This is a genomic window from Hymenobacter sp. M1-2, from assembly GCF_057808495.1.
Window position 1 is genome coordinate 137,857 of record NZ_JBTYZO010000003.1, and the last position, 11,798, is coordinate 149,654.

General features: G+C 61.5%; 11 protein-coding genes. 5 read left to right on the forward strand and 6 right to left on the reverse strand.

The window, feature by feature from the left end; genetic code table 11:
* Positions 1-68: 68 nt before the first annotated feature.
* Together ACYSMN_RS04575 and ACYSMN_RS04580 are read right to left on the reverse strand one after the other, a co-directional pair.
* On the reverse strand, positions 69-1,070 hold the full coding sequence (locus ACYSMN_RS04575; RefSeq protein ID WP_488922665.1) for a helix-turn-helix transcriptional regulator: 1,002 nt from the start codon (positions 1,068-1,070) through the stop codon (positions 69-71).
* A gap of 39 nt (positions 1,071-1,109) precedes the next feature.
* Complete coding sequence (locus tag ACYSMN_RS04580) at positions 1,110-1,337, reverse strand: hypothetical protein (protein ID WP_488922666.1); 228 nt, start codon at positions 1,335-1,337, stop codon at positions 1,110-1,112.
* 192 nt (positions 1,338-1,529) lie between these two features.
* On the opposite strand from ACYSMN_RS04580, the gene ACYSMN_RS04585 reads away from it, so the two are divergent.
* On the forward strand, positions 1,530-2,405 hold the full coding sequence (locus ACYSMN_RS04585; protein WP_488922667.1) for an EamA family transporter: 876 nt from the start codon (positions 1,530-1,532) through the stop codon (positions 2,403-2,405).
* A 368-nt stretch (positions 2,406-2,773) separates the two neighbouring features.
* Positions 2,774-3,718: a 2-dehydropantoate 2-reductase gene (locus tag ACYSMN_RS04590; RefSeq protein WP_488922668.1), complete on the forward strand. Its 945-nt coding sequence runs from the start codon at positions 2,774-2,776 to the stop codon at positions 3,716-3,718.
* Positions 3,719-3,728: 10 nt separating this feature from the next.
* Here the strand turns inward: ACYSMN_RS04590 and ACYSMN_RS04595 are convergent, their stop codons facing one another.
* From ACYSMN_RS04595 to ACYSMN_RS04610, 4 genes are all read right to left on the reverse strand, one after another.
* Entirely contained in the window at positions 3,729-4,718 is a 990-nt protein-coding gene (locus ACYSMN_RS04595; protein WP_488922669.1) for a DUF4249 domain-containing protein, read from the reverse strand.
* A 15-nt stretch (positions 4,719-4,733) separates the two neighbouring features.
* Positions 4,734-7,433 carry a TonB-dependent receptor gene (locus ACYSMN_RS04600; protein WP_488922670.1) on the reverse strand — a complete coding sequence of 900 codons (2,700 nt, stop codon included), beginning with the start codon at positions 7,431-7,433 and terminating at the stop codon, positions 4,734-4,736.
* A gap of 34 nt (positions 7,434-7,467) precedes the next feature.
* The gene (locus ACYSMN_RS04605) at positions 7,468-8,502 is read right to left on the reverse strand and encodes a FecR domain-containing protein (protein WP_488922671.1); all 1,035 of its coding nucleotides are present in this window, start codon (positions 8,500-8,502) and stop codon (positions 7,468-7,470) included.
* A gap of 442 nt (positions 8,503-8,944) precedes the next feature.
* Positions 8,945-9,538 carry an RNA polymerase sigma-70 factor gene (locus tag ACYSMN_RS04610; RefSeq protein ID WP_488922672.1) on the reverse strand — a complete coding sequence of 198 codons (594 nt, stop codon included), beginning with the start codon at positions 9,536-9,538 and terminating at the stop codon, positions 8,945-8,947.
* A gap of 191 nt (positions 9,539-9,729) precedes the next feature.
* On the opposite strand from ACYSMN_RS04610, the gene ACYSMN_RS04615 reads away from it, so the two are divergent.
* From ACYSMN_RS04615 to ACYSMN_RS04625, 3 genes are all read left to right on the forward strand, one after another.
* Complete coding sequence (locus ACYSMN_RS04615; protein ID WP_488922673.1) at positions 9,730-10,419, forward strand: hypothetical protein; 690 nt, start codon at positions 9,730-9,732, stop codon at positions 10,417-10,419.
* Positions 10,308-10,760: an OmpA family protein gene (locus tag ACYSMN_RS04620; protein WP_488922674.1), complete on the forward strand. Its 453-nt coding sequence runs from the start codon at positions 10,308-10,310 to the stop codon at positions 10,758-10,760. Before ACYSMN_RS04615 ends, ACYSMN_RS04620 begins: the two co-directional genes overlap by 112 nt.
* 136 nt (positions 10,761-10,896) lie before the next feature.
* The gene (locus tag ACYSMN_RS04625) at positions 10,897-11,709 is read left to right on the forward strand and encodes a DUF6597 domain-containing transcriptional factor (RefSeq protein WP_488922675.1); all 813 of its coding nucleotides are present in this window, start codon (positions 10,897-10,899) and stop codon (positions 11,707-11,709) included.
* Positions 11,710-11,798: the final 89 nt, after the last annotated feature.

Sequence of the window (11,798 nt, forward strand, 5' to 3'; positions counted from 1 at the left end):
TAAGAGCCGTTTGGTTTTGCAAATCAACGGTTCTACCCCTGCTTAAAATAGCCGGTTCAGACCCAAAATCAGTTCAATCCGGCCTTCGCAGTGGTGGCAAACCGCTTGGGTGTAGTACCGAACGCCGCGCGGAACAAGCGGGCGAAGTGGCTGAGGTTGGTGAAGCCCAGCTGCTCGCCCACGTCGGCCACTGACAGGGCCGGGTCGCGGAGCAAGCGCTGGGCTTCGGCCAGGCGTGCCTGCTGGTAGTACTCGTAGATGCTGCGCCCGAATACTTGCCGGAACAGCTTTTTCAGGCGCGTTTCGCTGAATCCGGCCGCCGTGGCCAACGCCGCGATGGTGGGTGGGTGGGCCAGGTCGGCCAGCAGCCGGCCGCGCACCTGCATGAGTTGGCGGGCATCGGCCGGGTGCATGGCCGGCAGGGCCTGCGCTGGCCGGCCCGTCAGCCGCCCCAGAAACAAATACAGCAGTTCCTGGGCCTTCAGCCGGTAATACAATGATTCCAACGCCGGGGCGGGGGCCGCCGGGGGCTGGCGCAGCTGCCGAAGCACGGTCAGCGTATCGGCACCGGCGTCCTCGTACACGAAAAACGACTTTTCCCCGGCCTGAATTTCGGTGAGCAGCGCATGCTCGGTGCCCGCTCCTAGCAGCTCGCGCAGCACTGCCAGCCGGACGGTGAGAATGCCCACGAAAATTTCCACGCCCACGGGAAAGGTGAATTCGCCGCCCATGTCGTCGGTGGAGAGGGTGATGCCCGCGGCGGGCCGGCCCGAATGCCTGGCATTGGCCCCACCGAATTTCTGGGCAATGGGCAACTCGTTCAGGTAAAAAATGATGCACACCAGATCCGTGCGCGGCACGGCTGGCACCCGGTGCAGCGTGAGCGGGGCGCACAGCGTGTAGTGATGGGTAATCAATTCAAGGCCGGGTTGCAGCACGTGGGCCCGCAAGCACCCCTGGCCCAGGGTGGCGGGCAATGCCAGGACATTGCCCGCCGGAGCAACCTGCACGAGCGTCGCAAATTCGTGCAGAAAATTAACCGCGCCAGTGGGCGTAAAAAGCAGTTCCATCCGGGAGCTATAAGGTCGGCTCGCAAAGTAGCCATTGGCTCACCCACCTATCCTATCACCGCGCCCGATAATCTGAGCTGTGCCAAGTGCTACACTCCACTCTCCCTTATCAAAGGAACACGAAAAAGCCCACGCCTTGTGCGGGTCGGCCTCGCGCAACACCAGGTACACGGGGCCCCGGTCTTGCTGGCGGAAGGTGAGCTTCTTTTGCTCATACTGCGCATCGGTCAGTTCCTCGTCGGTGCGGCGGTGTTTCTCGGTGCCCAACGGCTGGCCGGCCAGCGAGGTGGTCAGTTCCGCGATTTTGCTATTTACTACTCTTTCTTCTGATCGTCAGTACCTAACCCAACCCGACGAGACTGTTAGGAAATCTGGGACGGTATCGGTGTTCGTGTCCCGGCTTAGTCGACCTTTGCCGCGGGGAAGGCGGTGGGGCCAACGCGGCCTTCCTGATCTGCTATGATGCCCAAGGTTTCCCGCTTTTTGCTGCCGGCGGTTCCGGCCGTGTTGCTTTCCATCGTGAGCGTGCAAGGCGGAGCCGCTATTGCCAAGGGCTTGTTTCCGCTCCTGGGAGCCGCCGGCACGGCCAGCGTGCGCATTGGTTTGTCGGCGGTGCTGCTGCTAACGGTGGTGCGGCCGCGGCTGGGGCAGTTGCAGCCTGCGCAGTGGCGGGCCGTGATGCCCTACGGCCTCACGCTGGGTGCTATGAATCTGCTCTTTTACTGCGCACTGACCCGCGTGCCGCTCGGCCTGGCCGTGACCCTGGAATTTGTGGGCCCGCTGGGGTTGGCGCTGGCCGGCTCCCGGCGCTGGGTCGATGGGGCCTGGGTGGTGCTGGCGGGAGCCGGCATTGCCCTCATCACGCCCTGGAGCGGTCACGGGATCGACCCGCTGGGCATGGCTTTCGCGTTGGCGGCCGGGGCGTGCTGGGCCCTCTACATTGTACTGGGCCAGCGCACGGCCGCCGTAGTGCCCGGCTCGTTGGCCGTCACGGTCGGCATGCTCTTCGCCACCTTGCTCGTGCTGCCGTTTGGGGTAGCCAGCGGCAACTTGCTGCATCTAACGCCTCATTCGCTGCTGCTGGGTGCGGGCTTGGCGCTGTTTTCGAGCGTGCTGCCCTTCTCGTTGGAAATGCAGGCCCTGCGCACCATGCCGGCCCGCACCTTCAGTATTTTGATGAGTCTGGAGCCCGTCGCGGCGGCGCTCTCGGGCTGGCTGCTGCTCGATGAACAGCTAACGGCCGGGCAATGGTTGGCCGTGGGTTTTATTGTGTTGGCCAGCGCGGGTGCTACGCTCACGAGCCGGCGGCCTCACCCAACGCTCCAAGGTGAATAGACTCCGCGGTGTATTACCGTTCTGTATTCTGTACCGCACGCTAGCTGCCGTTTCCTGAGAAGCTGTCTACTTATGCTACCCCGCTCCACGCAGCGGCGAGCCCTTTCTGCCGCGAGCGGCCGGAGGAGTAGCCTGCTGCCGCTGAACGTACCCCGCGGCGCGGGACATTCTACGGGTCTGATACTGCAAACCTTCCTGCCTCTACGCGGCCACTCCTCCACTTAGGTCACCCTGTTATTTAATAGATAGGGAAACACGGGAGGCAGCGTAAGTGGCACCTGAGCTGGCCAAGCGCCGCTACCCGCACGGGTTCCTGACTGAATTGGCTACGCCTTACCTTGCGTCCTTACAACAACGCTGTGAAACTCATGAAAATCGTTGTTTTTGGGACCGGTGGAGTAGGCGCTCTGTTTGGCGGCCGACTGGCGCAAGCTGGGGAGGAAGTCACCTTTATCGCGCGCGGCGCCAACCTACGGGCCTTGCGCCAGGATGGCTTGCACATCGAGAGTATCGCCGGAGACTTTCACCTGCCTCAGGTACGCGCCACCGATACGCTGGCCGACGTTGGACCAGCCGATGCCGTGCTGGTCGCCGTCAAGGCCTGGCAAGTGGGCGAGATAGCGCCGCAGATCCGACCGTTGCTCCGCCCCGGCACCCTGGTCGTACCGCTGCAAAACGGGGTGGAAGCCGCCGAACAGCTCGCGGCGGAGCTAGGCTGGGCCCACGTGCTCGGTGGATTCTGCCGGGTGATTGCCCAGCAGACCGCCCCCGGTAGGTTCCGGCACACAGGGATAGCACCAACGGTGGCCTTTGGGGTGCTGCAGGGCTCCCCCACCGGCCCCGTTACTGCATTGCGAGCCGCCTTCCGCCGGGCCGGCGTTGTGGTCGAAAAGCCCACTGACTTCCCGCTGGCGTTGTGGGAAAAATTCTTGTTCGTCTCCCCCTTCGGCACGGTTGGCGCGGCGGCCCGTGCCCCCATCGGCGACATGCTCCGGCTACCCGAGACACGCTCCCTGCTGGCCGCCTGCTTGGCCGAAATAATGGCGGTGGGGACCGCGCAGGGCATTTCCTTGTCGGAGGCGTCGGTGGCGCGGGTGTGGCAGCTGTACGAGCAGACACCCTCCGGCGGCACGTCGTCCATGCAACGCGACCTGATGGCAGGCCGCCCTTCCGAATTGGACGCCCAAACGGGCGCCGTCGTGCGTCTGGGCCGCCAGCATCGCGTGCCCACTCCGGTGCACGACGTCCTCTACGCCACGCTACATGCGCAAGAGGTGGCCGCCCGGGGGCCCCGACCCGCAGATGCCTCCTGATCTCCCGTTGCTACTGCAAGCGAATACGATAGGTAGCGTCGGTGGCGCCGCCGAACATGCCGTAGCCGTTACGGATGTTGGAAACCAGCGGGGCAGGCTCGGCAAAGGGGTTGTCGCGGGTGTTGTCGTAGCGCTGTTGCGACTGAAGGAAGTTGTAGGTGGCGGCCGTGATGCTGCTCACGGTGACATCAATATAAGGCGGGGCGGGGCAGGGGGCCGAGGAAACGCACGAGGTGTAGTATTCGATGTCGGCGTTGAGTACGAGGCGCTGCCCGTTGACGTCCGTATCGGCGTAAGGATAGACCTTGTATCCATCGGAAAGACGAAACCGAGTATCCGTCACGGGAATGGTACTGTTGTCGTCTTCGATAATATATACTGAATTGGCATAGCCCTGCCCATCGACCAGCCTGGCATAAGCGAGGTAGTAGTCGGTGGTAGCGGCATTGTCAGCGATGGTGATAATCAAGCGCCCTCTTACTCTATTGGAGCCCATGTTTCCCCCGCCGGTTTGCCTAACAAACGTAGCCTGCTCAATAAGGGGTAGCGCCGGCAGCGTCAATGAGCTTTCCACGGTTTCAAACCCTGGCGCCGCCGCCCGGAGCTGGTACGTGGCACCGGGCTGCCCTACCAGGCCTCGCGTCGGCCGGTACTCGCCGGGGTCAAATGATACGCCTCCGGGCGTCGGCCGGAACTGGAACTGCTCGACTACATTGCCGCTAGCATCCAGGACTTCCACAGTCGCATCGGTACGCTCGGTGTAACCCTCGACAGCAAATACGCGCTGGCTATTGCTGACGAAAGGCTGCCGGTTGAAGAATAAAAACCCGTCGTTGGCATCAGCAAAAGGCGGGGAAGTTATTTGATTGTACGGGGGCCGATTGCTCAGTGTGTACGTCAGCACGAGGCGGGGCGTGTGGGCCGGCTCGGGTACCTCCCTATCCGTATAGCAGCCCGTCAACAAAGCCAGGGCTAGCAGGCCAGCGGTAGATTTTTTCATGAGCTTGTCGTGCATTTAGAACCGGAACGCCTTGCTAAAAGAAGGAATGATAGGAAACAGCGACACTTCCCGGTAGCGGGCCTTCTTGATGATGCTATTGCTGTTCGGGTCCGTCACAGCGCTTTCGAAGTCCACGTAATAGGGGTTGCGGCGGCTGTAGGCGTTGTAGAGGCTGAAGCTGTTGACGATTTCGCCCCACTTCTTTTTCTTGGTTTTGCTCAGGTCCAGATCGAAGCGGTGGTAGGAGCGCATGCGGTAGGAATTCCGCTCGCCGTAGTCGTCGTACCGTTCGTAGTTGTCAATCAAATAACGGCCCTGCGAGAGCGTAATGGCGTTGCCGGTGCCATAGACCCAGGTGGCGGAGAGCGTGAGCTTGTCGTTGAACTTGTGAATGGCCACTGCCGAGATGTCGTGGCGCCGGTCGTACTTATAGGGGAAGGTGCGGCCCTGGTTGAGGTCGGAGAAGCGGCGCTTGCTCCAGGCCAGCGTGTAGCCGATCCAGCCGGTGGTGCGGCCCGTTTTCTTTTGCAGGAACAGCTCGCCCCCGTAGGCCCAGCCCTTGCCGCTGGTCACCTTGCTTTCCCAGTCACTGTCGCTGGTGCCCAGAAAGCTGGCGCCCTCGCGGTACTCCACCAGGTTGCGCATGGGCTTGTAGTAGCTCTCGAAGCTCAGCTCGTAGTCTTCGTCCTGAAACCGCACCGTGCGGGCCGCCCCCAGACTCACCTGCTGGGCCCGTTGGGGCTTGATGCGGGGCGTGGCCGGCACCCACAAATCGGTGGGCAACCCGATGCCGCTGTTGACGAGCAGGTGCACGTACTGCGTGGTGCGGGCGTAGGAGGCTTTTAGCGCCCAGTCTTCGGTGAGCAGAAAGCGCAGGGCCAGGCGCGGCTCCACCGAGGGGTAGAACGTGCCGCGTACCCGGAAGCTGTTCAGGCGCAGGCCGCCGTTCACCTTCAGCCGGTCCGTGAGGCGGTAGTCGTCTTCGGCGTAGAGCGAAGCTTCGTGGCCCAGCGTGCGGGTACCCGAGTTGATATTGTTGTTCACCTCGCTGGTTTCGTCGGTGAGCTGGGTGGCTCCCGGCCGGAACGAATGCAGGATGTACTGCCCGCCAAACCGGATGTAGTGGTCAGGCGAAGGCACGTAGTCGAAGTCGGTTTTGAGGCTAAAGTCGCGGATGTTGGAGAAGTAGCGCAGGGTAAACTTGTCGGTGCGCGGCTCATCATTCGGGTCGCGGTACTGGTCTTCCTTGTCGATGCCCACGTCGAACTGGTACTTGCTGTAGGAGGCATGCGTATTCACGAACAGCCGGTCGTTGAGCACGTGGTTCCAGCGCAGGGAAGAAGTCAGATTGCCCCAGCCTAGGTCCGAGCGGTCTTCTTCGTACACCTTCTCGTTTTCTTCGTTGGTGCGCTGGTAGAACTTATCGTAGCCGGTGTAGGTGCTCAGGTAAAGTCGGTCGCGGCTGCTCAGCTTCCAATTGAGCTTGGCGTTCAGATCGTAGAAATAATAGCCGACCCGCCCCTTCTTGCCCTCGTTCCGCAGCTGGCTCTTGATGAGCGGCCGGGCCAGCAAGTCGAGGTAGGTACGCCGGGCCGAGATGAGGAACGAGGCTGTATCCTTCTTGATGGGGCCTTCCAGGGTGATTTTGGAAGAAACCAGCCCCACGGCCCCTTCGCCGTGAAACTCCTGCATGTTGCCCTCCTTCATCGAAATATCGAGCACCGACGACAGCCGCCCGCCGTAGCGCGCCGGAAAGCCGCCCTTAATCAGCTCCACGTTGTGGATGGCGTCGGCATTGAACACCGAGAAGAAGCCGAACAAGTGAGTGGCGTTGTAGACTGGTGTGCCATCGAGCAGGATCAGGTTCTGATCGGGCGAGCCGCCGCGCACGTACAGGCCCGAGCTGCCTTCACCGCCGCTTTGCACGCCGGGCAGCAGTTGCAAGACCTTCAGCACGTCGGTTTCCCCAAAGAGCTTGGGCAGGCTCTTGATCTGCACGATGGGCACGTTGATGGTACCCATGCGCGTGGTCTGCGCAATTTTTTCCTCCAAATGGCCCACCACTTCTACGCCGCCCAGCTCGCTGCTCACGGCCCGCAGCCGGAACGTGTGGGTGGTGCTGGCCGTGGCCGGCGTGGTCCAGCGCACCTTTTGGTAGCCAAGGTAGCTCACCAGCAGCTGCACTGAATCAGCAGAGGCGGGCAGCGTGAGCGAGTAGAAACTGTAGGTATTGGTGGCCGTGCCCTGGCCAGTGGCCGGGTTCACGACGGCCACGCCAATCAGGTTTTCGCCCGTGTCCCGGTCGCGCACGTAGCCGCTCACCGTGAAGGAGCCACTTGGGCTGCCGGAGCTGGTGCCGGCCCCCGGCTTGGGCGCCGCTTTCCGCCGAATCATGATTTGTTGGTCCAGCACCACGTACGTGAGGCCCTGGGCCGGCAGCACGGCGTCCAGGATACTGCCTACAGTTTGGGGGCCGGCCGGTACTTTTACCGGCGTGGAGGCCACCACCACGTCGTCGCTGTAGACGAAGGTGAAGCGCGTCTGCTGGCTGATGTCGGCCAGCACGCCGCCGAGGCTGCCGTTGGAGTTGCGCAGGCGCACGGGCTGCGCCAGGGCAGCCGAAGAAGATTGGGCGTGGCATGGGTCGGCCAGGCTCAGGCAGCACCCGAACAGGAGTACGAGCCGGAGTAGCCTGCCCACTACAGCAGTGAACATGAAGTAGGTGAAATAGCTTGGGAGAAGAGAGAATCTACTGGCAGCCGCCCCGCTCCAGGGTGGTGATGCCCGCCTGAGTAGTAGGCGTAGTGTCGAACGTGAGGCTCAGCACCTGCACCACTTTGTCAAATGGCTGCTGCGCGAAGGTGCCCGTGAAGTGGCAGGCCCCGAGTACCGGGTTCTGAAGGCGGATTTCGCGGTGATAATGCTTGGTCAGGGTGGCCACTACCTGCTGCATGGGAGTTCGGCGGAAGGTGAGCACCCCGGTTTTCCAGGCCAGGAAGTTCAAGTCCCGGGTCGAGTCCCGCTGTACTTCGCGGGTGCTCGGGTTGTAGGTCCCGGTCCACCCTTTGGTGAGCAGTACGTTCGGGCTGGCGGGCCCGGCCGGTGCCAGCTTCACCCGGCCCGCCACCACGCTCACCGCCACGCCCGTTTCGGGATGGGCTGCCACGTTGAAGGAGGTGCCAAGCACGGTGGTTTCGCTGCCGTGAGCCTTGATGATGAAGGGTTGATGCTGGCGCAGGTGCACTACTTCAAAGTAAGCTTCGCCCTCCAGCGTCACCTCCCGCCGCTCCGCCGCAAAGGCCGCGGGGTACGAGAGTTTGCTGCCTTCGTTGAGCCAGACCTTGGTGCCATCGGGCAGGGTCAGGGCTTTTTGCTGCCGGGTCTGGGTGAGCTGCGTCACGAGGGCGGGTTGCTGCCAGTAATAAACGGCCACGCTCAAACCCAGCACGAGCAGGATCGAAGCCGCGATGCGCAGGCCCCATTCCGGCCAGAGCGTCCGGGTCGGCGTCTGGAGTTGGGGCGGCGTTTGTACCGTCACGGTCATGAGCGGGGGCTGCTCACGGTCGCGGATGTTGGCTTGCAGCCGTTGCCAAAGCGCCGCCGAATTGGGCTGCGCCACCGAGTGGTTGGCCGATGACTGGGCCCAGACCTGGGCCAGTTGCTGGAGTAGCTCTTGATGGCGCACGTCGGCCGCCAGCCACGCCGTGACGTGCTGCTGCTCCGCGTCCGTACATTCGCCGGCCAGGTATTTGGCCAGCAACTCCCAATTGGCCTCGTCGTGCATGTGCAAGCAAGTTGAATAAGCGAAACGACTTCCAACAACCGTTTCGCGCCGCCCCGGCTACCGTGGCCACTTGGTTGACCAGCATATCCGGGTTCTGTAGCTAAGGCGATAAACCGGAGCAGTACCCCTAAAGAGGCAGCAAAAAAATTTCAGGCGCACCTCAGCGCCTACTTCTGTGTCGCTAGGGCCGAAGGGATAAATCGGACTCAGAATCTCTTCTACTACAGGACTTATGTACGGCGGGGCGCCCCTAATTGAAGTGGTCTAGAAGTGCCGCCCCGCCGGGGCTTTAGACCTTTATATCAACGAATTACTACCAATATCTCGCCCCGCCGGGGCTAAAAATAAAGCAGTGTATATAACCTGTGCTAAACAGGTAGTCTGCCGATTGAAGCCAGACAACCACCACCCTGACAGGGGTAAAATCTGCTTAGGTTCGGGACTAAAATTGTTTGAATAAAAACGGCAGCAGTGGCAACCCTACTCCTACCATCCAGTAGTGCTGCAAATACTTGCGGAGCCGTTGCAGGGCAATGCCCATTTGCGCTTCCACGGTTTTGGGCGAGAGGTCCAGCTGCTCGGAAATTTCCTTGTAGCTCAGGCCTGCGCTACGGTTGAGCGTATAAATCAGGCGGCATTTCTCGGGGAGCCGGGCAACAGCGGCTTCAATGGCCTCCGTAAGCTGCTCTAGCTGCACGTCCGCATCGGTCTGCGCCGAGGCTGGCAGCGTTGCCGGAATCTCGCTCTCGTACACCTGCTTCGCGTATTGGCTTTTGAGATAATCCAGAGCGCGGTGCTTAACGGCGGCGTACAGATAGCTGTGCAGGGAGGTAGTCAGCTGAATGTCCTGCCGCCGCTCCCACAAGTAAAGCAGCACATCGTGCACGATATCCTCGGCGGTCTGCTGTAGGCGCACATATTTGAGCGCAAACCGGAACAGCTCCACGTGGTAACGCTCAAATACAGCTTGAAAAGCTATTTCATCACCCTGCTGAAGCCGGTAGAATACCCCTATTTCATCCGTGGGATTGGTCATTACAAGGACTACGAGGGTAGATGGGTGCTGCCAGTGTAAACGAGGGCAAAGGTTCTAAATTTTAGACTGAGCCTTTTCTTCTCTCCTTTCAACCACTCTAGCCACAGCCCCGGACTGGAGCCAGCTCGGCGCTAAGCCGCCAATAATAGCTTTATTTGCGGGCACCAATATTCTCCTTCTTTCCCTTTCTTATGTTTCTGACTCATCGTTCGGTTTTCGTGGCCCTAGCCTTGGCGGGCAGCCTTTCTTCCTGCGGCAGCCAAGAAAAAGCCACCGAGCAACCCGCGCAAACCACCCCCGCCACCACCGAAACAGCAACCACTCCGGCCACTACCACTCCGGCCACTACCACTCCCGCCGCCACGTTCGACCTGAGCAGCGTGCCCGAGTCGAGCGCCGACCTGGGGATGTACCCCTACCTGGCCGGTTTGCCGGGCTACCACCTCAACACGTCCAATAGCGAGGCTTTCGACTTTGAACGCTCCTACATCTACGACGGCCAGAACATCATTGCCGTGGAAGGGAAAGTGTCGCGCCGCCTCTTCGACGCCGACGACCAGGACAAAAAGAGCTCGGAGCTAATGGTACAGCGCAACTACGAGGAGTTGTTCCGCAAGCTCGGCGCGGTGAAAGTATTCGTGGGCAAAGTACCCCAGGAAGCCATCGAAAAAATTGGCGGCGACAGTGAGTACTTCAAGCACAACGGGAACATAGACGGCCAGAACAGCCCCGTGCACGCCTACGTGATTCGGCAGAAAGACAAGGAAGTGTGGCTGCAAATGGAGCCTGGCAGCAGCGACTACCGCCTGAACGTGACCGAGCGCGCCGCCATGGCCCTGCAAGCCACCACGCTGAAGGCCGAGGAGTTAAAAAAAAACTAGACACCGAAGGCCGGGCTACGCTCTACATCAACTTTGACACCGACCGGGCCAGCCTCAAAGCTGACTCGGAGCCAGTCCTGGCCGAGGTAGTGAAGCTCTTGCAGGGTAGCCCGGCCCTGCGGCTCTCCGTGGAGGGCCACACCGACAACGCCGGTACGCCCGCCCACAACCAGCAGCTTTCCGAAGCCCGCGCCCAGGCCGTAGTAGCGGCCCTCACCACCCAAAGCATAGCCGCCGAGCGCCTGCAAGCCGCCGGTTTCGGCCAAACCAAGCCCCTCGCCGACAACGTCACCGAAGCCGGCAAAGCCAAAAACCGCCGCGTGGAGCTAGTGAAGCGTTGATTTGGAAGTGAGACTACGAGAAGTGAGACTTTTCGTTCTGCGACCGGGCCAATAGAACGAAAGTCTCACCTCTCACAGTCTCACCTCTCACAGTCTCACCTCTCACAGTCTCATGTCTCCCATTCGCTAGCCTGGCATGTCGGCTTCCTCGGTCGTTACCCACTCAGATTTGCTCAATGCGGCGTACTTCGCCCGGCAGTACACGTTCCTGGCCCCGGCAGAGGAGTTGCGCCCGTACGTGGAATGCTACTGGCAGCTCGACTTGCGGGCTCCGGGTTTTGCAGCGAGGCAGTTTCGGGAGTTGATATTTGCTACGCTGCACTCGTCGCTGGTGCTGCAGTTAGGTACCGCCTTCGACGTCTATGGCTTGCCGGGGCAAGCAGCTTACGCCTGCACCCGGAGTGTGTGCATCGGCCACCAGCCCCACCCCCTCACGTACCGGCACGCGGACGGCAACTTTCTGATCGGCATCAAGTTTCACCCCGCGGCCTTCCACCGGGCCTTTGGGGTGCGTACGGCGGAGTGGCCCGCCGCCCTGGTACCGGCCGACGCGCTGCTACCGGGCATAGCCGCTCTGGAAGAACGCCTGCACGCAACTGCTTCGGCCGCAGTGGTGCAACGCGAACTGGATGGGCTGGTGCGGCAGGCCTTGCGCGGGACTCGGGACGCCCGGCTGGTGGCCGTACACCGCGCGTGTAGCCCGGCTCTGCTGGCGCAGGCCCGCTACCGGCTGACAGACCTCGCCCAGGCCTTGTGCCTGACGCCGCGTACCCTGGAACGCTATTTCGCCTACGCCCTCGACCTGCCCCCCAAAACCTGCCTGCGCATTACCCGCTTTCGGCAGGCCTTGCCCGCGTATGCCCGCCTCGGCTACCGCGCCGATTACGAAGCCCTCGGCTACCACGACTTTTCCCACTTCCTGAAAGACTACCACCGCTTCGGCCAGTGAGCTTCTACTTTGTAAGGGGAAGGTAAAGTAGGTTCGCGTCCGATTGTCGTGTTTTTACAGCAGCCTCAAGGGCCCCGGCAGCTAGGTTT

Bases quoted from the DNA above. Each gene is read 5' to 3' on its own strand.
- ACYSMN_RS04600 (WP_488922670.1), bottom strand. From the start codon at position 7,433: ATGTTCACTGCTGTAGTGGGCAGGCTACTCCGGCTCGTACTCCTGTTC.
- ACYSMN_RS04625 (WP_488922675.1), top strand. From the start codon at position 10,897: ATGTCGGCTTCCTCGGTCGTTACCCACTCAGATTTGCTCAATGCGGCG.
- ACYSMN_RS04610 (WP_488922672.1), bottom strand. From the start codon at position 9,538: ATGACCAATCCCACGGATGAAATAGGGGTATTCTACCGGCTTCAGCAG.
- ACYSMN_RS04590 (WP_488922668.1), top strand. From the start codon at position 2,774: ATGAAAATCGTTGTTTTTGGGACCGGTGGAGTAGGCGCTCTGTTTGGC.
- ACYSMN_RS04595 (WP_488922669.1), bottom strand. From the start codon at position 4,718: ATGAAAAAATCTACCGCTGGCCTGCTAGCCCTGGCTTTGTTGACGGGC.
- ACYSMN_RS04605 (WP_488922671.1), bottom strand. From the start codon at position 8,502: ATGCACGACGAGGCCAATTGGGAGTTGCTGGCCAAATACCTGGCCGGC.
- ACYSMN_RS04615 (WP_488922673.1), top strand. From the start codon at position 9,730: ATGTTTCTGACTCATCGTTCGGTTTTCGTGGCCCTAGCCTTGGCGGGC.
- ACYSMN_RS04575 (WP_488922665.1), bottom strand. From the start codon at position 1,070: ATGGAACTGCTTTTTACGCCCACTGGCGCGGTTAATTTTCTGCACGAA.
- ACYSMN_RS04585 (WP_488922667.1), top strand. From the start codon at position 1,530: ATGATGCCCAAGGTTTCCCGCTTTTTGCTGCCGGCGGTTCCGGCCGTG.